Here is a 19,735-nt window from a genome sequence, read left to right as displayed (position 1 = left end):
CGGCATTGTGCATCGTTCACAGTTTCCCTGAACGGGGCTGTGGATAAACTCTGGAAAGGACGCTCGAACCCACGCCCCATGGGCCTCTGGCTCCATCGTTCAAGAATTGACCAAACACAGGCGTCGATCACTCAGAAGCTGCTGACAGCGGCGCAGCGCCAAGGTAGAGTGCACGGTTCGAAGACGGGAGAGAGCATGCAGCCCATCAACACCTTACATGACTTCTTCGTGCACAGCGGCGCCGTGGTTCGCCTCTATCACCTGGGCCGGCGCGTCGAACCCTGCGAGATGGCGACCCTGGCGGCCTTCGAGGCCGGCGAGCGGGCCTGGCCGGCTCCCTGGCAGGGCCAGGCACGCCTGGGCCTGGTGTTCCGCCTGGGCGACATGCACGACCCGCTGATCTGGTTCCTGGCCCTGCCGCTCGACGAGCAGGGCCTGCTGGTACCGGCGCCCCGCGACGCCTTCCTGCAGCGCCTGCTGGAGACCCTGGGTCGCAGCGTGGCCAGCGTCGGGCGGGAGGAAGGCGATGCCGAGGACAACCTGATGAAGGACAACCCCCTGGCCTTTACTCCCTCGCTGCCCTTCCAGGCCCTGCTGCACGCCCGGGCCAGCCGGGATCTGGGCATGACGGCCAGCCAGCACCTGGAGCCGGCGGAGGCCTACCTGAGCGGTCAGCAGGAGATCGACTGGCAGGCCCTGGGCCTGCAGGGGTTGGCCGATTTCGTCGTGCGCATGGATGCCGATGACCAGGTCCACCTGGCCAATCGGCTGCCGGCTCTGCCTGGCGAAGTGCTCACCTCGCTGTGCTACTGTCTGGAGCATGTGGCCATCGGTGCCGACCTTGCCCGGGCGCTCCGCGATCGGGGCGAAGCGGCGGCACGATCCGGCGACATCGAGGCGTTCTCCGCCTGCGTCCGCGCCGTCGCCGGTGCCGAGGGCCAGCTGGCCGGAGCCTGGTACGACGAACTGCTGGCCGATGCCGACGCCTGCGGCCCCGATCTGCTGGCGGCCATGGCCGGGCGCGGCTGGCATCATCTGGAGGACGCCGAACGGCTGCCGAGCTTCCTGGCGCGGCTCGCCGGCTGCGAGTGCGCCGACTTCATGAGCGTGGCCCGCGACCTCGCGCTGGTGCCGCGGCTGCGGCTGCCGGTGCTGATGACCCTGCGCGAGGCCGCCCCGGAGAGCCCCATCGGCCGGCGCCTGGCCTCCCTGACCCGCTGACAGGCCTGGAAGGATTCCCATGAGCATAAAAGAACTGCCCTACACCCCCAAGGCGGTGATTGGCCGCCGTGAGATGGTGGAACTGCCGGAGATGCACCTGACTCTGTGCGCCAAGGCGGATACCGGCGCGCGCACCTCTGCGCTGCACGCCGAGGATATCGAGTCCTATGAGGAGGAAGGCCACCTCTGGGTCAGCTTCACCACCCGCAGCGGCGGCCCGGACACCCCTCCCCATGTGTTTCGCATGCACCTGCATGATCGCCGCAAGGTGCGCAGTTCCAACGGCCAGGAGGAGTGGCGCTACGTGATCCGCACCACCCTGTGCCTTGGCGACCTGGAGTTCCCCGTGGAGTTGAGCCTGACGGACCGTCGCAACATGCGTCACCCCATGCTGCTGGGCCGCCGTGCCCTGCGCCGCCTGCTGGTGGCGCCCGGCGCCGCCTTCCTGCACGGCGAACCCTGAAGCGAACGCCACCCCGACCCCCGGCCACTGGAGCCCTTCGATGCATATCGCGCTGCTGTCACGCAATCGCAATCTCTACTCCACCCGCCGCCTGGTGGAAGCCGCCGAACAGCGGGGCCACAGTGCTCGGGTGGTCGACACCCTGCGCTGCTACATGAGCATCACCTCCCATCACCCCTCGATCCATCTCAAGGGCGAGGAGCTCGAGCCCTTCGATGCGGTGATCCCACGCATCGGCGCCTCGGTGACCTTCTACGGCTGCGCGGTTCTGCGCCAGTTCGAGATGATGGGCACCTATGTGATCAACGACAACGTGTCCATCACGCGTTCCCGAGACAAGCTGCGTTCGCTGCAGCTGCTGTCGCGCAAGGGGCTGGGCCTGCCGATCACCGGCTTCGCCCACTCGCCCGACGACATCCCCGACCTGATCACCATGGTCAAGGGAGCTCCGCTGGTCATCAAGCTGCTGGAGGGCACACAGGGCATCGGCGTGGTCCTGGCCGAGACCAACCAGGCCGCCGAGAGCGTGATCCAGGCCTTCATGGGGATGAAGGCCAACATCATGGTGCAGGAGTACATCAAGGAGGCGAAGGGGGCCGATATCCGCTGCTTCGTGATCGGCGACAAGGTCGTGGCGTCCATGAAGCGCCAGGCCGCCGAGGGCGAGTTCCGCTCCAACCTGCACCGCGGTGGCACCGCCAGCGTGATCCGCATCACCCCCGAGGAGCGCTCCACAGCGATCCGAGCCGCCAAGGCCATGGGCCTGCGCGTGGCCGGCGTCGACCTGCTGCGCTCCAACCACGGGCCGGTGATCATGGAGGTCAACTCCTCTCCCGGTCTGCAGGGCATCGAGGCCGCCACCGGCAAGGACATCGCCGGGCTGATCATCGAGCATATCGAGAAGAATGCCGCACCGAGCCGCAAGGCGCCGCCTAAGCCCAAGGGGTAATTGCCAGGTCGGCGCCAGCCAGGCCCAATAGTGGGAAGCTTTATTCCTCTCCGGGGGTAGTAAAACAGTGTTTTCCCGGCCACAATCTGCGTCACCGGAGGAGGTGACCGCTCATGTTTCTCGATAATCGCCAGGTGGCGATGGACAGCGCCCTCGAGGCGCTTGCCGACAGCATCGACTATTTCCAGGACAACCTGGAGCGTCTGCGTCCCACCCTGCGTGACGCCCTGAAGCCCCACTATGAGGTCAGGAGCCGGTCGATGCGCGAGTTGCAGGAGCTGTCGCGCAAGCACCTCAGCATGCTGCCCCGCGACGCCGATGTGGAGCGCGACGACTACATGTGGCTATGGAGCCGACTGAAGAGCTTCGTCGGCAACGAGAGTCAGGTGGTGATCGGCGAGCTCCTCGAGCAGGAGCGGGTGCTGATGCAGGCCCTCTCGACCCTGTACACCCATCCCCTGCCCGACGAAATCGAGCCGGTGATCGAGGAGTGCCTGAAGGGCTGCCGCGCGCTGATCCGCGAGCTCTACACCCTGCAGAAGCAGCGCCAGCGCAGCTGATTCACTCGCTCCTCCCTGCCGAAGCTTCGCTGTTTACCCCTCTCTATCGCCCGCTGCCGGGTCGCCTGCAGCAGGAAATAGCCAGGCCTCCCAGGAGCGCGGCGCAATCTCCAGCGGTTCCAGTGGACCCAGGAAGTAGGGCTCGCGCCCCCAAAGATAGAGATCCCCCAGGGTCGCCACCCGCGCCACCCACTCCCGTGCCTGAAGGCGCCACTCTCCGCTCAAGGTTCGCGAGGGCGACGGCACCGCGCAGCCGGCGACTTCCAGCCCCAGGGCATCGGCGATGAACAGCGCCCGCGGCAGATGCCAGGCCTGGGTGATCAAGAGCGCTTGGTCCACGCCGAACACCTCCCGGGCCCGGGCCAGGGTATCAAAGGTACTGAAGCCGGCATAATCGAGGGTCATGTCCGAATCGGGGACCTGACGGCCACGCAGGTCGCGCCACATGGTGACGGGTTCATTGTAGAAGCGGGTGCGGTTGTCGCCGGAGAGCAGCAGATGGTCGACGCGCCCCAGGCGCAGCAGCCGCGCCGAGGCGCTCATTCGCGCATCGAAATAGGGGTTTCGCACGCCGCTGCGGGTCCAGTGGGAGGTGCCGAAGACGATGCCCACCCGATTGCCGCCGCACAGCGGAAGCGTATGCTCGATGCGCGAATGGGTCTGCCCCAGCACCCATAGATTGGCTATCACGAACAGCAGGGCCGCCAGCAGCGCGGAGGCCCCAAGGGTCATCAGCAGGCCTCGAAAGGCCTTCCCCACCGCCTGCTTCATGACAGCTCCCCAGACTAGAACATGCCGAGCTCGAGCCTGGCCTCGTCGCTCAGCATCTCGCGGCTCCAGGGCGGGTCGAAGACGATCTCGGTATGCACCTTGCTGATCTGCGGAGCGCCGAGGATCTTGTTGCGGGCGTCGGCGGCGATGACGTCACCCATGCCGCAACCCGGTGCGGTGAGCGTCATGCGAATGGTGACGATGCGCTCGCCGGTGATCAGCCGCTCGATGCGGCAGCCGTAGACCAGCCCCAGGTCGACGATGTTGACCGGAATCTCCGGGTCGAAGCAGGTACGCAGCTGGTCCCAGACGAACTGCTCGATCTCCTCCTCGGAGGCGTCCTCGGCGAGGGTCGGCCGCGGCAGAGCCTCGAGCCCCAGGGCGTCGAGGTTGGCCCCCTCGATCAGGTAGAGCCGCCCCTCGAAGCCCACGCTGACCGAGCTGCCCTTGGCCTGCATCACGCTGACGATGCTGTCCTCGGCCAGGGTCACGGTCTTGCCGAAGGGGATGGAGATTGCCTCCACGTCCCGCTGGAGTGGCAGGGTCTGTCCCTTCTCGAGGGTGGCTATCTGCTCGATATCGCTCATGGGGGTCCTTATCGCACCATGCCGATGACGCGGGTGAGCGCCTCGGCAAAGACATCGATCTCGTCCAGGGTGTTGTAGGCAGCAAACGACGCCCGGCAGGTGGCATCCACCCCGAACTGGGCCAGCAACGGCTGGGCGCAGTGGTGGCCGGTACGGATCGCCACGCCGAGTTGATCGATCAGCAGGCCGATATCCTGGGCGTGGGCCCCGTCCACCACGAACGACAGCACCCCCGCCTTGCCGGGAGCAGTGCCGAGGATGCGCAGGCCGTCGATGCGCGACACCGCTGCGGTGGCGTGCACCAGCAGGCGATGCTCCCAGGCGCCGATGGCGTCGAGGCCCACGCCGGACACCCACCTGAGCGCCTCGCCCAGGGCGATCACCTCGGCGATGGCCGGGGTGCCGGCCTCGAACTTGTGGGGAATCTCGGCGAAGGTGGAGCCATCCTCGAAGGAGACCGTCCTGATCATCTCGCCACCGCCCTGCCAGGGAGGCATCGCCTGGAGCAACACCGCCCTGCCGTAGAGCACGCCGACCCCTGTCGGCCCGTAGACCTTGTGGCCGGAGAACGCATAGAAGTCGGCGTCGATATCGCGCACGTCCACCGGCTGGTGGGGCGTGGCCTGGGCGCCGTCGACCAGGATCAGGGCACCCTGCGCGTGGGCGATGGCAGCCATCTCCTTGACCGGGTTGACAGTGCCGAAGGCGTTGGAGATGTGGTTCACCGCCACCAGCCGGGTGCGCTCGCTGAAGAGCTCGCGGTATGCCGCCATGTCCAGCACGCCGCGCTCGTCCACCGGGATCACCTTGATCACGAACCCCAGTTCGCTGGCCAGCAGCTGCCAGGGCACGATATTGGAGTGGTGCTCCAGGCGCGAGATCAGCACCTCGTCGCCGGCCTTCAGGTTGGCGCGGCCCCAGGCGTTGGCCACCAGGTTGATCGCCTCGGTGGTGCCGCGAGTGAAGATGATCTCGCGGCTATCCGCAGCATTCAGGAAACCGCGCACCGTCTCCCGGGACCCCTCGAAGGCAGCGGTGGCCTCATCGGCCAGGGTGTGCAGCCCGCGATGAATGTTGGCGTTGTAGCGACCGTAGTAGTCGTCGAACGCCGCGATCACCCGGCGAGGGGTCTGGCTGGTGGCCGCGTTGTCGAGATAGACCAGCGGCCGGCCGTGCACCTGGCGGGCGAGGATCGGAAACTCCTCACGGATTGCCGCCACGTCCAGGGTGGGCGCGTCGACGTCGCGGGTAGCCAGTTCGTTCATGGCATGTTCCTCCTCAAGGGGCGCGCTCACTCATCACCCAGGGCCACGGCGGTTTCCACCAGCCCCGCCAGGTTGAAACGCTCGGGCAGCTTGCCGGCCACCGCCAGCTCGACTCGCTCGGCCACGGCGTCCAGGTCGACCTCCTCGAGCACCTCCCCGGCGAAGGCCAGGGTCAGCAGGCCACGGGCGGTCTGGCGATCGATGCCGCGGGTGCGCAGGGCGAAGATCGCCTCCTCGTCGAGCTGGCCGGTGGTGGTGCCGTGGGAGCACTTGACGTCGTCGGCGTAGATCTCGAGCTCCGGCTTGGCATCGATCTCGGCGCGATCGGAGAGGAGCAGGTTGGCGTTGCTCTGGTAGCCCTCGATCTTCTGGCTGTCTCGCTTGACCACCACCTTGCCATTGAACACGCCATGGGCGCGGTCATCGAGGATGCCCTTGTAGTTCTCGTTGGAGTAGGTGTGCGGCGCGTTGTGGTTGGCCAGGGTGTGGCTGTCCACGTGCTGGCGGCCCTGGCCGTAGAACAGCCCATAGAAGTTGGCGGTGGCACCCTGGCCGTTGAGCTCGCTGATCAGGTCGGTGCGAACCAGGCCACCGCCGAGGTTCAGGTTGAACGAGGTATAGGTGCTGTCGCGGCCCTGCTCCACGTGGATGCTGGCCACGTGCAGGTCGGCCAGCGGTGCTTCCTGCAGCTTGTAGTGGGTGAGGATCGCTCCGCGGTCGAGCATGATCTCCTCCACCAGGTTGGTGAAGTTGGCCGCCGACTCATCGCCGATGTGGTGCTCGATCACGGTGACCTGGCTGCGCCCGGCCGCCTGGATCAGGATGCGTGGGTGGCTCATCACCGGCCGCTCACCGGCGCGGGAGAGGAACTGCAACACGATCGGCTTCTCCACCACGGTGCCCGGCGCCAGGCGCAGCACGGCGCCCTCTTCCATGAAGGCGGTGTTGAGCGCCGAGAAGGGTGAGAACTCCACCCCGGTGAGACGGCCCAGGGGACCCCCCACCGTCTCGTGGTTCTCCTCCAGCGCCCGGGAGAGCGGCAGCAGCGCCACACCCGCCGGCAGCTCCTCGAGCTGGGAGAGAGGCGCCGAGAACACTCCGTCGACGAAGGTCAGCCGATGGGCCTCGATGGGCAGGGTCAGTGCCGCGGCAGACGCCGGCGAAAACTCGGCGCTGGTGGCCAGGGCGAAGTCGCCCCGGGCGATGGCACGCACGTCGGTGTACTTCCAGGCCTCGTCGCGGCGGGTCGGAAAGCCCAGCGCCTCGAAGCGCGCCGCGCCGGCCTGGCGCCGGGCAGCGATCCAGGTCGGCTCGGGGCCTTGTGTCTCGCGGCGCTCGGCGTTCCGTTCGGCCAGGCGATCGAGAAAGGTCTTCACTTCGCTCTGAACGTCACTCATGCAGCGGACTCCTCCTGTACCCAGTCGTAACCGTGCGCCTCGAGCTCGCGGGCCAGCTCGGCATCACCACTCTTGACGATGCGACCGTCGACCAGCACGTGGACGCGATCCGGGACGATGTAATCGAGCAGGCGCTGGTAGTGGGTCACCAGCAGGATGGCGCGGTCGGCATCACGCAGGCTGTTGACGCCATCGGCCACCACCTTCATGGCGTCGATGTCCAGGCCGGAGTCGATCTCGTCGAGCATGGCGAGCCTGGGCTGCAGCACCAGCATCTGCAGGATCTCGTTGCGCTTCTTCTCGCCACCGGAGAAGCCCTCGTTGACGGAGCGCTGCAGGAAGCTGGCGTCCATCTTCATCTCGGCGATTTTCTCCTTGATCAGCTTCATGAACTCCGGCGCCGGGATATCCTCCTGGCCATTGGCGGCACGCTTGGCGTTGAGGGCCGCCTTGAGCAGGTAGATGTTCTTCACCCCCGGGATCTCCACCGGGTACTGGAAGCCGAGCAGCATGCCGGCCAGGGCACGCTCCTCGACCTCCATCTCCAGCACGTCCCGGCCCTCGAAGGTGATCGAGCCTGACGTGACCTCGTAGCCCTCCTTGCCGGCGATCACCGCCGAGAGGGTCGACTTGCCGGCCCCGTTGGGGCCCATGATGGCGTGAACCTCACCGGCGTTGATGGTCAGGGTGAGGCCCTTGAGGATTTCGGTACCCTCGACGGTGACGTGCAGATCCTTGACTTCGAGCATCTTCATTACCTTTTCGATTCTGGTGAGCCGCCGCGGCGACCCGAAATACGTGTTCTGATCCGGAACGAGTGCAACGGCGCCTCAGCCCACGGCTCCCTCGAGGGTAACGCTGAGCAGCGCCTCGGCCTCGACCGCAAACTCCATCGGCAGCTCCTGGAAGACGTCCTTGCAGAAGCCGTTGACGATCATGCTCACCGCGTCCTCCTCGGAGATGCCCCGGCTCTGGCAGTAGAAGAGCTGGTCCTCGCCGATCTTGGAGGTGGTGGCCTCGTGCTCGACGGTGGCGGTGCTGTTGCCGATCTCCTGATAGGGGAAGGTGTGGGCGCCGCACGTGTCCCCGATCAGCAGGGAATCGCACTGGGTGAAGTTGCGCGCGCCGCGGGCCCGCGGGCCGATCTTCACCAGGCCACGATAGGACTGGTTGCTGCGGCCGGCGGAGATCCCCTTGGAGATGATGCTGGAGCGGGTACCCTCGCCGATGTGGATCATCTTGGTGCCGGTGTCGGCCTGCTGGCGGCCGTTGGTCACCGCCACGGAGTAGAACTCGCCGATGCTGTCCTTGCCCCGCAGCACACAGGAAGGGTACTTCCAGGTGATGGCGGAGCCGGTCTCGACCTGGGTCCAGCTGATGCGCGAGCGGTCGCCGCGGCAGTCGCCGCGCTTGGTGACGAAGTTGTAGATGCCGCCCTTGCCGTCCTCGTCCCCGGGGTACCAGTTCTGGACCGTGGAGTACTTGATGTAGGCGTCTTCCAGGGCCACCAACTCGACCACCGCGGCGTGGAGCTGGTTCTCGTCACGCATCGGCGCCGTGCAGCCCTCCAGGTAAGACACCTGGGCCTGTTTCTCGCAGATGATCAGGGTCCGCTCGAACTGGCCGGTATTGGCCTCGTTGATGCGGAAGTAGGTGGAGAGCTCCATGGGGCAGGTGACGCCTTCCGGAATGAAAACGAAGGAGCCATCGGTGAATACCGCCGAGTTCAAGGCTGCGAAATAGTTGTCGCTCTGAGGCACCACGGTACCCAGGTACTGCTTGATCAGCTCCGGGTAGTCGCGAATCGCCTCGGACATGGAACAGAAGATCACGCCCGCCTCATACAGCTTCTCCCTGAACGTCGTGGTCACGGAGACAGAGTCAAAAACGGCATCCACCGCCACGCCGGCCAGGGCCGCGCGCTCGTGCAGAGGAATCCCCAGTTTCTCGTAAGTCTCGAGCAACTTGGGGTCGACCTCATCGAGGCTCTGGGGACGATCCTCGTCACGCTTGGGCGCACTGAAATAGGAGATCGCCTGGTAATCGATGGGCGGATAATCAAGATGCGCCCAGGAGGGCGGTGTCATCTTCAGCCACTGATGGTAGGCCTTGAGGCGCCATTCGAGCATCCAGGCGGGCTCACCCTTCTTCATCGAGATGAACTCGATGGTACTTTCGTCGAGACCCGGTGGAACCGTGTCGCTCTCGATGTCGGTCACGAAGCCTTCCTTGTACTCGCGACGGACAAGCTCCTCCATTTCCTGACTTGCCATGATGTCTCCCCTCCCCGGGCGATTGGGCCAGCGAGCCGGGCTCGCCGCTGTGAATTCGGTATGGCGACTCAGGCCGTGTCGGCGGCCAGGGTCACGCTCTGGATGGGCATCTGCACCGGCAGCTTGATCGGTGCGGTATCGGCCAGATGGGCCAGGGTCACGCTGTCGAGGAGCGCACGCACGGCCAGCGACACCCGCTGCCAGTTGTCGGCGACGCCACAGGTGGCGGCCAGGTCGCAATCGCCTTCGGCGTGGCTGCACTCGGTCATGGCCACCGGCCCCTCGATGGCGGTGATGATGTCGATGGCAGTGATGCGCGAGGCCGGCCGCGCCAGGGAGTAGCCCCCCTGAACACCGCGCCGCGACTCCAGCAACCCCGCCTTGACCAGCATCTTGAGGGTCTTGGAGACCGTGGGGTGCGGCAGTTGCACCGCCTCGGCCAGTTCCCCTGCCGCCTGGGGCTGCTCGGGGTGGCGGGCGATCTGGGCCATCACCACGGCGGCATAGTCGGTCAGCCGCGAAAGCTTGAGCATGCCTGCCCTCCTCGGTGGTGCGCGGCCCGACAGGGGCCACGCCTCGATTGGGGACCATTTTAGTCCTGTATCGATCCGATGTGAAGAGCAGCGCAGGGTTTCCGGGGCCCGGCTGAGAGGATGCCGGCACGATCGCCGCCGATACCATCAATAACGACAATCGTTCTCATTGAGAGGGCTCATGGCTCACGCCTGCTTGACGCCTACGCCTTTTTCACAAACTCGGATTTAAGCTTCATGGGGCCGATACCGTCGACCTTGCAGTCGATGTCATGGTCGCCCTCCACCAGGCGGATGTTCTTGACCTTCGTGCCCACCTTCACGACTGACGACGAGCCCTTGACCTTGAGGTCCTTGATCACGGTGACGGTATCGCCATCGGCGAGCGGATTGCCGTTGGCATCGCGCACCTGGGGAGTCTCATCATCGGTGGCTCGGGTGTCGGCGGTGCGGGACCACTCGTGGCCGCACTCCGGGCAGACGTACTGCAGGCCGTCGTCATAGGTAAAGGCGGAATCGCAGGCGGGACAGTGGGGCAGGTCGCTCATGGTTGGCTCCGGCAAGGGCTGAGGAAGGCCGCCAAGCCTACACCGCGTCGCCGGCAGGCTCCAGCCAAGTCCCGCGCACATGACGCTACACCTCGAGCCTGGCAGGATAGAGCCATATCTTTCCTCCTTACCCGTACAACGCTTGACCGTAGAACTCTCAACAGTAAAAAAGGACGCGCCATGCACGAGGCCCCCACCACGGTATTCGGTGGCACCGGCTTTCTCGGCCGCGCCATCGTGCGCGAACTGGTGGAGGCTGGACGCCCGGTGCGCATCGCCGCACGGCGCCCGCGCCTGCCCGACTGGCTGGAAGCCGGGGACCGAGTGGAGACCGTGGCCTGCGACCTCCGCGATGAGCAGCAGGTCGCCACCGCCCTGGTCGGCAGCGGTGCAGTAATCAACGCAGCCAGCCTCTATACGGAGCGGCCCCGTGCCGGCCTGACCTTCGAGACGATCCACGTGACGGGCGCCGAACGCCTGGCCCGTCTCGCTCGGCAGGCCGGCGTTAGCCGACTGGTCCATGTCTCCGGCATCGGTGTCGCCGAGCACTCCCCCTCCGCCTATGTGCGCGCCCGCTTCGCCGGGGAGCGCGCCGTGATCAATGCCCTGCCCAAGGCGATCCTGCTGCGCCCCTCGGTGCTGTTTGGCCCCGAGGACGCCTTCCTCACGGCGCTGATGCACCTGGCAAGGCTGCCGGCCTTTCCCCTGTTCGGCCGCGGCAACACCCGGCTGCAGCCGGTGCATGTGGATGACGTGGCGCGGGCCGCGGTGCGCCTGAGCGAAGCCCGCCCACTGGAGCGTCGGCTGTTCGAGCTGGGTGGCCCGGAGCGGCTCAGCTACCGCCAGATCGTTGAGCAGGTCCTCGCCCACCTGGCGTGCCGACGCCCGCTGCTGCCGGTACCCTATGCGGCCTGGCGCCTCGCTGCCGTCCTGCTCGCTCCCCTGCCCTCACCGCCGCTGACCCGCGATCAGGTGATCCTGATGCAGCAGGACACCCTCGTCGGCGAGGACGTGGGTACCTTCGACGACCTGGGCAGCTTGCCGCGCACCCTCCACGACAGCCTGCCGACCTGCCTGGCCGGGCGCCGCACTCGGACCTGAGCCAGGCAGCAAGGCCATGCTAGGATGATGATCTCACCACGCTCAGGAGCCACCTAATGACGCTGCTGCTGGCCATCCTTGGTGTCGCCCTCTCGGCCGCTCCCTGGCTGCTGCTGGGGCTTGGCATCGCCGGGCTGATCAAGGGGCTGATCTCCGAGGCCGCCCTGACGCGCTGGGTCGGCGGGCAGGGCCTCGGCAGCGTGGCCCGCGCCGCGGTCATCGGCGCCCCCCTGCCGCTCTGCTCCTGCGGCGCCATCCCCACCGCCCTGGCGCTGCACCGCGGCGGGGCCGACCGCGGCCCCACCACCGCCTTCCTGATCGGCACGCCGGGCATCGGCATCGACTCCCTGACCATCAGCTACGCGCTGCTGGGTCCCTTCATGGCCCTGGCGAGGGGCGTCAGCGCGGTGCTGACCGCCATCGTCACCGGCCTGCTGGTGGGGCGCACCCGAGTCGCCGAGGCGGCGGCGCCCGCCTCGGCGCCGAGCTGCGGGACAGGCTGCGGCTGCGGGGCCAAGCCCGACTCGGCGCCGGCGGCCCTGGGGCGCCGGCTCCGCGCCGGGCTTGGCTACGCCTTCAGCGACATCCTCGATGACATCAGTCTCTGGCTGCTGGCCGGCCTGCTGGTGGCCGGCGCGCTGATTGCCCTGGTGCCGCCTCAGCAGCTTGCCGGCCTGGGCAGCGGCCTCGGTGCCATGCTGGTGATGGCGGTGATCGGCATTCCCATGTACCTGTGCGCCACCGCCGCCACGCCGATTGCCGCCGGCCTGCTGCTGGCCGGAGTCTCCCCGGGCACCGTGCTGGTCTTCCTGATCGCCGCACCTGTGACCAGCCTGGCGACCCTCGGCGTGTTCCGCCGCGAGATGGGCAACAGGGCGCTGGTGGCCTACCTGGCCGGCATCCTGGCAAGCGCCGTGGTGCTGGGCCTGTGCGTGGACCTCCTGGCGGGCTGGTGGGGGCTCGACATTCCGCACCAGGTGGCCCAGGTTCAGGAGCTGCTGCCTACCTGGCTGGAAGCGCTGGCGCTGATCGCGCTGGTGGCGCTTGCCGTGAGGCCGCTGCGTCGCCGCCTGGCCACCGGCCTTGTCCTGCCAACCTGAACAGGGAGCTTTCATGATCCAGCCGCGTATCGTGCTCGACGTCTTCAGCGACTATGTATGCCCCTTCTGCTACCTGGAAATGCCGGAGCTCAACGCCCTGGCCGAGCGCTTCGCCGACCGGGTGACAATCCGCTGGCGAGCCTACGAGCTGCGCCCCGCCCCCGAGCCGACCCTCGACCCGGACGGCGACTACCTGCATGACATCTGGGGGCGGGCCGTCTACCCCATGGCGGCCGAACGCGGCATGACCCTGCGGCTGCCACGCATCCAGCCGCGCTCACGGCTGGCCCACGAGGCCGCCGCCTGGGCCGAGGCCCAGGCGGCCCACCACCCGGGCGCCGGCGACGCCATGCGCACGGCCCTGTTCCGGGGGTTCTTCGAGGAAAGCCTGGATCTGGCCGACTCGCAGGCCCTCGCCGGTCTGGCCGATACACTGTCCCTGGACGGCAGCGCACTGCATCACTCGCTGGAGCAGGGCGACCATCGCCAGGCGGTGCTGGAGGACCAGCGAACCGCCCGCGACCTCGGCATCCATGGCGTGCCGGCACTGCGCTTCTGCGTGGATGGTGAGCACGCCGGCGTACTCGAGGGCGCCCAGCCGCGCCGCCAGCTCTTCCTGGCCATGGAGCGGCTGCTCGACGCCCTGGGGTGATCGGCCGCCGAGTGCCGATGGCGTCGAGGATCAATCTCCCAGAGAGGCGAGACGGTCAGCCTGGACCACCTCGATCCAGTAGCCGTCGATGTCCTTGACGAAGACCACGTCCTTCATCTTGCCTTGGTCACTGTGCTTGATGAACTCGACGCCGTTGCTGTCGAACCAGGCTTCTGCAGCCTCGAGGTCCGGCACCGAGAAGCAGATATGGCCGAAGCCCTGAGGCTGGGCGTTGCCGTCATGGTAGGCAAAATCGGCCTGGGTCTCGGTTCCCCAGTTATGGGTTAGCTCCAGCAGGCCGCGCTGGCTGAAGGTCCAGACCGTACGTTCGCCCACGCTCTCGGGGACCGCCTCGTCCGCCTCCAGCTTCGCCAGGAAGTAGAGGGAGAACTGCATCTCCTCGAAGTCCAGCCGGCGCAGGACGCACATGCCAAACACCCGGGAATAAAAGGCCAGTGCCTTCTCGGGATCTTTGACCCGCAGCATGGTGTGGTTGAGACGGAAGCCGTCGGAATCGGCAGTGGGGGCCTGCACGCCGGGATGCTGCTCGCCATGAAAGCTCATGGAGTCTCCTTCTGAAATCAAAATGGGTGCATGAAGGGGATGGGCAGCTCCCGGCCATGGCCGGGAGCAACAGGGATCAGACCTCGCCGCGCTGAATTAGCTGGCCGATGTGTTCGGCCTGGCGAATCGCCAGCGAGACGATGGTCAGGGTGGGGTTCTCCGCCGCCGAAGTGGTGAACTGGCTGCCATCCGAGATGAACAGGTTGGGGATCTCGTGAGCACGGCCATAAGCGTTGCAGACGCCATCCTCGGGGCGTTCGCTCATGCGGCAGGTGCCCAGGTTGTGGGTCGAGGGATAGGGCGGCACCTCGTAGACATCCTTCGCCCCCACCGAGCGGTAGAGCTCAGCACCCTGCCGATAGCCATGTTCACGCATGGCGACGTCGTTGGGGTGATCATCGTAGTGGACATTGGCCACCGGCAGGCCGAAGCGATCGGTGACCTCGGGGTTGAGGGTGATCCGGTTACCCTTCTGGGGCAGGTCCTCGCCCACCAGCCACATGCCGGCCATGTGATCGTATTGGTCCAGAGCCCCGGTGAAACGCGGCCCCCAGGCACCCGGATCGAGGAAGGCCGCCATGAAGGGCAGGCCCAGTGCCAGGGTCTCCATCTCGTAGCCTCCGACGAAGCCACGTGACGGGTCATGGCGCGCCTCATCGGCGATGATGCCGGCCATTGTGGTGCCCTTGTACATGTGTACGGGCTCATCGAAGGTGGCGTAGACCGACCCGGTCATGTGGCGCATGTAGTTTCGTCCCACCTGCCCCGAGCCATTGGCCAGCCCCGCCGGGAATCGGCTGCTGGCGGAGTTGAGCAGCAGCCGCGGCGTCTCGATGGAGTTGCCGGCCACCGCGACCAGCCGCGCCCTCTGGCGCTGCTCGTTGCCCTCGGCATCGTAATAGGTCACGGCTGTGACCCTGCCGTTGTCGTCATGCTCGATGCGCGCCACGTGGGACTCCGGGCGCAGCTCCAGGTGGCCCGTAGCGATGCCTTCGGGCAGTTCGGTATAGAGGGTCGACCACTTGGCTCCCGTCTTGCAGCCCTGGAAGCAGAAGCCCCGCTGCTGACAGGCAGCACGCCCGTCGCGCGGCTCGCTGTTGATGGCCATATGGCCGGTATCGCAGGAGTACCCCATCTTCTGGGCACCAGCGTGCATCACCTTGAAGTTGTTGTTACCGGGCAGCCCCTTGTTGCCGTTGGTGCGGGTCACGCCCATGCGCTGCTCAGCGCGCGCGTAGTAGGGGGCCAGGTCATCGTAGCCAAGCGGCCAGTCGAGCAGGTTGGCTCCTTCGACCTCGCCGTAGGTGGTGAGCGCCGCGAACTCATGGGGCTGGAAGCGCAGGCTGGCCCCGGCCCAGTGAACGGTAGTGCCGCCCACCGACTTGACGATCCACGCCGGCAGGTTGGGGAAGTCCCGTGCAAGGCGAAAGCTGCCCGAGGTGGTACGCGTGTCGAGCCAGGCGAGCTGGGCGAAGGATGCCCATTCGTCGGCCAGGAAGTCCGCGGTGGTGTGCAGCGCACCCGCCTCCAGCACCACCACATCGATGCCCTGCTGGGCCAGCTCGTTGGCCAGGGTGCCGCCCCCGGCGCCGGACCCGATCACCACCACTACGCTGTCATCGTCGTGGGCGAAGGTCTGCTGATTGTCGGTCATTGCCATCGTGGCGTCTCCGGATACGTTGTTGTTGTCGTGATCGTGGCAGGCAAACCGTCGGCGGCTCAGCCCACGCTCTCGTAGGGCAGGTAGCCACCCTGGGGCTTGGGCGGCTCGGGCAGCCAGGTCAGGTCGTTGAAGCCCTTGGAGAGGTAGCCTCCATCGCCTTCCGCCCCGCCATACCCGAAGTGGGCGTAGGCCAGCGGATTGTCATAGAGCGATACCACCGCGTCACCGCGGATGGTCTCAAAAAAGGGAGTGCCGACCATGGGAGCGAGATGCTCGAGCCGGGCCGTCTCGTCCAGAGCCAGCCAGTCGCCGCCGGCGGAAGCGTCCAGCGCGTCGATCCCCTCCTTCAGGAGGGCATGCATGGAAGCACCGGCCGCCTTGCGATCCAGGCTCTTAACGACCATGGCGTAGACGGCATCCTCCAGATCCGGATGCGGGAAGATCTGCCGGGTGATACCGAGAAGCATCTCGCCCTGACGCGAGCTGAGTGACTCAAGGGACAGCGCCCAGCTGCGGGAGGGCGCGAGCAGGGCAATCGGGCCGCTGGCAAAGGCCAGGGTACCGGCCAGGACACCGCCGCTAGCCTTGAGGAAGACGCGGCGGGAGAGGTTGGGGGAATGCATCGCTGGCTTCTCCAGAGTGAAGGCGAGGCCACCGGGAAGCGCCTGCGCCTGGTCTCTTGTTGTTGTCGGGGGTGCCTGAGGCTTCGGGCACCTCGCTCGAGAGTAGGCCCGCGATGCACGGCACGGGTAACAGTGGAGTACTACGTCGACGATGGTCTAATGCTCAAGGGCGACAACAGAGAGCAATGTCAAAGCATGGCGAAACCGGCATGTCGCCGGAACGAGGCCTTCGCCAGCGGAGAAGAGAATCCATGTGCCACGTCTATGCATCCACCGACCCCGAGCGCTACGAGTGCACCACCCGTTCGGTGCGCCTGCAGGGCAGCGTCACCAGTGTGCGGCTGGAGAACGAGTTCTGGGAAATCCTTGACCTGCTGGCCCGCGACCAGCAGCTTTCCACCGGCCAGTTCATCAGCGAGCTGTATGGAGAAGTGATGGCCACCAAGGGCGCCGTGCCCAACCTCGCCTCTATGCTGCGCGTCGCCTGCGCCGTGCATCTGCATATCCGGGCCGAACCCGCCGCACGCAGTGCCTGACGTCCTACCATCGGCGTGACAACGTTACACCGAGCTGGCTTAGTGGCTATGCTGGGTTTGGCGGCCCCGGGTGGGGTCCCATCAACCAGGGAGTCAGAGCCGTGAACCAGCAGAATCGGGTGATCGCCTTCTATGACGAGCGCATGCTGGCCCATGAACCGGACATCGAAGTGCCGTTCCTTCCGGGGCGCATGGACACACGTATCCGCTCGCTGCTGTCGGGGCTGGGCGTGCCTTGGAAGTACCCGGAACACCCCGCCAGGCTGACCGCCATCCGCCACCTCCTCGAGCTCGAACCGGTGCCCGGGGTGACCTTCGAGGCCGGGGTGGCCGCGACGCGGGAGCAGTTGGCTCGTGTTCACACCCTCTCCTACCTGGACCACATCTTGGAGCTAAGGGGCAAGAGCGCCTGGCTGGACGTGGACACCACCGCGGTATCACCTGGCAGCGTCGAGGCCGCCGAGGTGGCAGCCGGCACGGCGATCGCCGCGGTGGAAGCGGTCGTCAAGGGGCGGGCGGAGAGCAGCTTCGCGCTGGTGAGGCCGCCAGGCCATCACGCCGAACCGGTGCGCGCCCGAGGCTTCTGCCTGTTCAACAACGTGGCGGTGGCCGCTGCCCATGCCCACCAGGAACTGGGCTGCCAGCGGGTGATGATCGTCGACTGGGACGCGCACCACGGTAACGGCACCCAGGACATCTTCTGGGCCGACCCGGATGTGCTGTGCTTCGATATCCACCGCGCCGCGCCCTTCTACCCCGGCACAGGCACCCTGGAGGAGGTCGGGGTGGGCCTGGGAGAAGGCACCAACATCAACGTCCCAATGCCTGCCGATGCCGGTGACACCGCCTACCTCAAGGCGTTCCGCGAGATCCTGGTGCCGGCGGCGGAGTGGTTCAAGCCGGATCTGATCCTGGTCTCGGCCGGGTTTGACCCCCACAGCCATGATCTGGCGCTCAATGTCTCCTATGACGGCTTTGCCGCCATGACCGGCATCCTTCAGGAACTGGCCCGTCAGCAGTGCGGCGGCCGGCTGGTCTTTGTGCTGGAGGGCGGCTACAACCTCATCTCCCTGTCCCGCGGCGTGAGATCGGTGCTGCGCGTGCTGGCCGGCGAGGCGCCACCGGAACCCGGCCTGCGCGGCATCGCCGAGGTGGAGGCCGCCGCCGCCTTCCATCGAAGCGCCTTCGTCACCGAACCGGACGCTTCGACTGCTCCAGCCGATGCCGGCCAGAACAGTCAAGGACACGACGGGCAGTGATGCCGCACCGGGGCATGACATCCCCGGTCAGCCGCAGGGTCACGACGGCCAACCGGACCCCGCGTCAGTCATCTTGGCTACCCCTTCCTCGTGGGGTTGAAGGGAGGCTGGTTACTTGACCTCGACCTTGCGACGGTTGGCCTTCTTGTGTTTTGGCAGTGTCAGCTCGAGGACGCCGTTCTTGAAGCTGGCTTCCGCCTTGTCGGCATCGATCTCGCCGGGCAGTGCCACCGTGCGGGTGAAGGATCCGCGGGAGATCTCGGAATGGAAGTACTCGCCCTCCTCTTTCTTGCTCTCCTCGCGGTGGTCGCCCTTGATGGTCACCGCAGCGTCGGTCACCGTGACATCGAGTTCCTCGCTCTCGAAACCCGGGACCTCGGCACGCACTACCACCTCGGCGTCTCGGTCGATGACATCGACCTTCGGCATGCCCTTCTCGAAGGCGGCAAAGCGCTGCCAGAGGGGATGCTCCCAGCGTGACGGCATACCGCCACGATCGAAGAAGGTATCGAGCAGGCGATCGAACTCCCGGAACGGGCTCATCGCCCGGGACTCCTGCTGCGGTGCCGACTTCCCGGTCGAGACCGGGACCTCCTCGGTGTCCCTGGACGCTTTCTTGGCCATGATGATGGCTCCTCGAATGGAGTTGACGAATGGCGAGGCCCGCGGAACCCGAGATGTCAGGGCCGGGAAACAGCGACTGACGCGCTACGAGCGGGTTCGCCTCATCATCAAGGTAGCCCAACCCTGTCCGGCCCACTTGACACAGATCAGCATGATTCTCGTCATGCCCTCATGCCTCTAGCCGATGACCGCGTGCCTCGGCTCGGGAGAGACGGCGATCCTGGCCTCCATCCACGCGGACAAGGACGATTACATCCCCGCGCCGAACAGCGCCTGAGCCAGATGGCCGGTGAGGAAGGCCAGCCCCGCCGCGACCCCGCCGATCAACAGGGTCCGCAGCCCCGACTTCAGCACCGGCTGGTGGTAGACGAGGCTCTTGCCCATGCCGATCAGGAAGAACATCAGCCCGGCTATGGCAAGGCTGGAAAAGAACTGCTGCGTGATGCCCAGTCCCGACATGGCGTAGGGCAGCAGCGGCATGACACCCACCACCAGGAAGGCCGTGAAGGTCACCAGGGCCGAGCGCAGCGGACTCAGCCCATCGGACTGCAGGCCATGCTCCTCCATGACCATGGTCTCCACCCATAACTTGCGGTCACTGCAGATGGTCTCCACCACCCGCTCCAGGGTCTCGCCCGTGAGTCCCTTGCGCTGGAAGATCTGGCGGACCTCCTCGCGCTCGCCCTCAGGGACCACGTCGATATGGTGATTCTCGCTGCGACGCACCCCGTCGATATGCTCTCGCTGGGCCTTGATCGCTTCAAAGTTGCTGACCGCCATGCTGAAGCCATCGGCCAGCAGATTGGCAACCCCCAGCACCAGGGCGACGGTTGCCGAGAAGCCCGCCCCGAAGGCCCCGGAGACCACCGCGAAGGTGGTCACGCAACCGTCGATGCCGCCGAGGATGGCATCGGGCAGGTTGCGCACCGGGGAAGGCGCTCGCAGCCGCTGCTCGATCACTTCGGGGCGATGCTCGTGCTCCAGCGCTTCGCGCCGCCGGTCGTTCATGGGCCACCTCGCTGTGTCCTTCATCCTGCTTCCAGCTT

The 19,735-nt window shown here is 66.5% G+C and carries 22 protein-coding genes; 9 read left to right on the top strand and 13 right to left on the bottom strand.

What is annotated here, in order from left to right:
* Window positions 1-195: 195 nt before the first annotated feature.
* The 4 genes from IBX53_RS03165 to IBX53_RS03150 all read left to right on the top strand — a co-directional run bounded on the left by IBX53_RS03165 (window position 196) and on the right by IBX53_RS03150 (window position 3,193).
* Window positions 196-1,221 (top strand): DUF3549 family protein, encoded by a 1,026-nt coding sequence (locus IBX53_RS03165; RefSeq protein WP_290905243.1) that lies wholly within the window; start codon window positions 196-198, stop codon window positions 1,219-1,221.
* Between the two features lie 25 nt (window positions 1,222-1,246).
* The gene (locus IBX53_RS03160) at window positions 1,247-1,684 is read left to right on the top strand and encodes a RimK/LysX family protein (protein WP_290905246.1); all 438 of its coding nucleotides are present in this window, start codon (window positions 1,247-1,249) and stop codon (window positions 1,682-1,684) included.
* A gap of 40 nt (window positions 1,685-1,724) precedes the next feature.
* Window positions 1,725-2,633, top strand: a complete 909-nt coding sequence (rimK, locus tag IBX53_RS03155) for a 30S ribosomal protein S6--L-glutamate ligase (protein WP_290905239.1) — start codon at window positions 1,725-1,727, stop codon at window positions 2,631-2,633.
* Window positions 2,634-2,746: 113 nt separating this feature from the next.
* A complete protein-coding gene (locus IBX53_RS03150) occupies window positions 2,747-3,193 on the top strand; it encodes a hypothetical protein (RefSeq protein ID WP_290905237.1) in 447 nt (148 codons plus the stop codon).
* A 33-nt stretch (window positions 3,194-3,226) separates the two neighbouring features.
* Here the strand turns inward: IBX53_RS03150 and IBX53_RS03145 are convergent, their stop codons facing one another.
* The 8 genes from IBX53_RS03145 to IBX53_RS03110 form a co-directional block, all read right to left on the bottom strand.
* Window positions 3,227-3,964, bottom strand: a complete 738-nt coding sequence (locus IBX53_RS03145) for an ElyC/SanA/YdcF family protein (RefSeq protein WP_290905234.1) — start codon at window positions 3,962-3,964, stop codon at window positions 3,227-3,229.
* 14 nt (window positions 3,965-3,978) lie between these two features.
* Window positions 3,979-4,551: a putative Fe-S cluster assembly protein SufT gene (sufT, locus tag IBX53_RS03140; RefSeq protein WP_290905231.1), complete on the bottom strand. Its 573-nt coding sequence runs from the start codon at window positions 4,549-4,551 to the stop codon at window positions 3,979-3,981.
* 8 nt (window positions 4,552-4,559) lie between these two features.
* The gene (locus IBX53_RS03135) at window positions 4,560-5,816 is read right to left on the bottom strand and encodes a cysteine desulfurase (protein ID WP_290905226.1); all 1,257 of its coding nucleotides are present in this window, start codon (window positions 5,814-5,816) and stop codon (window positions 4,560-4,562) included.
* Between the two features lie 26 nt (window positions 5,817-5,842).
* Window positions 5,843-7,213, bottom strand: a complete 1,371-nt coding sequence (sufD, locus tag IBX53_RS03130) for a Fe-S cluster assembly protein SufD (RefSeq protein WP_290905221.1) — start codon at window positions 7,211-7,213, stop codon at window positions 5,843-5,845.
* Complete coding sequence (gene sufC, locus IBX53_RS03125) at window positions 7,210-7,962, bottom strand: Fe-S cluster assembly ATPase SufC (RefSeq protein WP_290905217.1); 753 nt, start codon at window positions 7,960-7,962, stop codon at window positions 7,210-7,212. Before sufC ends, sufD begins: the two co-directional genes overlap by 4 nt.
* An 81-nt stretch (window positions 7,963-8,043) precedes the next feature.
* A complete protein-coding gene (gene sufB / locus IBX53_RS03120) occupies window positions 8,044-9,486 on the bottom strand; it encodes a Fe-S cluster assembly protein SufB (RefSeq protein ID WP_290905213.1) in 1,443 nt (480 codons plus the stop codon).
* 68 nt (window positions 9,487-9,554) lie between these two features.
* Window positions 9,555-10,019 (bottom strand): SUF system Fe-S cluster assembly regulator, encoded by a 465-nt coding sequence (locus tag IBX53_RS03115; protein ID WP_290905211.1) that lies wholly within the window; start codon window positions 10,017-10,019, stop codon window positions 9,555-9,557.
* 203 nt (window positions 10,020-10,222) lie between these two features.
* Window positions 10,223-10,567, bottom strand: coding sequence for a zinc ribbon domain-containing protein YjdM (locus IBX53_RS03110; RefSeq protein WP_290905208.1), 345 nt, complete (start codon window positions 10,565-10,567; stop codon window positions 10,223-10,225).
* A 180-nt stretch (window positions 10,568-10,747) separates the two neighbouring features.
* On the opposite strand from IBX53_RS03110, the gene IBX53_RS03105 reads away from it, so the two are divergent.
* Genes IBX53_RS03105 through IBX53_RS03095 form a run of 3 tightly spaced genes read left to right on the top strand, consistent with a single transcriptional unit; the run spans window position 10,748 to window position 13,420 of the window.
* On the top strand, window positions 10,748-11,668 hold the full coding sequence (locus IBX53_RS03105; RefSeq protein WP_290905205.1) for a complex I NDUFA9 subunit family protein: 921 nt from the start codon (window positions 10,748-10,750) through the stop codon (window positions 11,666-11,668).
* 56 nt (window positions 11,669-11,724) lie between these two features.
* Window positions 11,725-12,768, top strand: a complete 1,044-nt coding sequence (locus tag IBX53_RS03100; RefSeq protein WP_290905203.1) for an SO_0444 family Cu/Zn efflux transporter — start codon at window positions 11,725-11,727, stop codon at window positions 12,766-12,768.
* Between the two features lie 13 nt (window positions 12,769-12,781).
* Window positions 12,782-13,420 carry a DsbA family protein gene (locus IBX53_RS03095; RefSeq protein WP_290905201.1) on the top strand — a complete coding sequence of 213 codons (639 nt, stop codon included), beginning with the start codon at window positions 12,782-12,784 and terminating at the stop codon, window positions 13,418-13,420.
* Between the two features lie 30 nt (window positions 13,421-13,450).
* On the opposite strand, the gene gloA is transcribed toward IBX53_RS03095, so the two are convergent.
* The 3 genes from gloA to IBX53_RS03080 form a co-directional block, all read right to left on the bottom strand.
* Window positions 13,451-13,984: a lactoylglutathione lyase gene (gene gloA, locus IBX53_RS03090; RefSeq protein ID WP_290905199.1), complete on the bottom strand. Its 534-nt coding sequence runs from the start codon at window positions 13,982-13,984 to the stop codon at window positions 13,451-13,453.
* Window positions 13,985-14,060: 76 nt separating this feature from the next.
* Window positions 14,061-15,644 carry a GMC family oxidoreductase gene (locus tag IBX53_RS03085; protein ID WP_290905197.1) on the bottom strand — a complete coding sequence of 528 codons (1,584 nt, stop codon included), beginning with the start codon at window positions 15,642-15,644 and terminating at the stop codon, window positions 14,061-14,063.
* A gap of 59 nt (window positions 15,645-15,703) precedes the next feature.
* The gene (locus IBX53_RS03080) at window positions 15,704-16,270 is read right to left on the bottom strand and encodes a twin-arginine translocation signal domain-containing protein (RefSeq protein WP_290905194.1); all 567 of its coding nucleotides are present in this window, start codon (window positions 16,268-16,270) and stop codon (window positions 15,704-15,706) included.
* A gap of 251 nt (window positions 16,271-16,521) precedes the next feature.
* On the opposite strand from IBX53_RS03080, the gene IBX53_RS03075 reads away from it, so the two are divergent.
* Window positions 16,522-16,806 (top strand): ribbon-helix-helix domain-containing protein, encoded by a 285-nt coding sequence (locus IBX53_RS03075; protein WP_290905191.1) that lies wholly within the window; start codon window positions 16,522-16,524, stop codon window positions 16,804-16,806.
* Window positions 16,807-16,907: 101 nt separating this feature from the next.
* Window positions 16,908-18,065 carry a histone deacetylase gene (locus IBX53_RS03070; RefSeq protein ID WP_290905189.1) on the top strand — a complete coding sequence of 386 codons (1,158 nt, stop codon included), beginning with the start codon at window positions 16,908-16,910 and terminating at the stop codon, window positions 18,063-18,065.
* 111 nt (window positions 18,066-18,176) lie between these two features.
* Here IBX53_RS03070 and IBX53_RS03065 read toward each other — a convergent pair whose 3' ends face one another.
* A complete protein-coding gene (locus IBX53_RS03065) occupies window positions 18,177-18,689 on the bottom strand; it encodes an Hsp20/alpha crystallin family protein (protein ID WP_290905187.1) in 513 nt (170 codons plus the stop codon).
* Between the two features lie 249 nt (window positions 18,690-18,938).
* Window positions 18,939-19,697, bottom strand: coding sequence for a VIT1/CCC1 transporter family protein (locus tag IBX53_RS03060; protein WP_290905184.1), 759 nt, complete (start codon window positions 19,695-19,697; stop codon window positions 18,939-18,941).
* Window positions 19,698-19,735: the final 38 nt, after the last annotated feature.

Source organism: Halomonas sp., from assembly GCF_014859505.1.
Classification (GTDB): domain Bacteria; phylum Pseudomonadota; class Gammaproteobacteria; order Pseudomonadales; family Halomonadaceae; genus Halomonas.
This window is presented reverse-complemented; position numbering and strand designations above follow the sequence as displayed.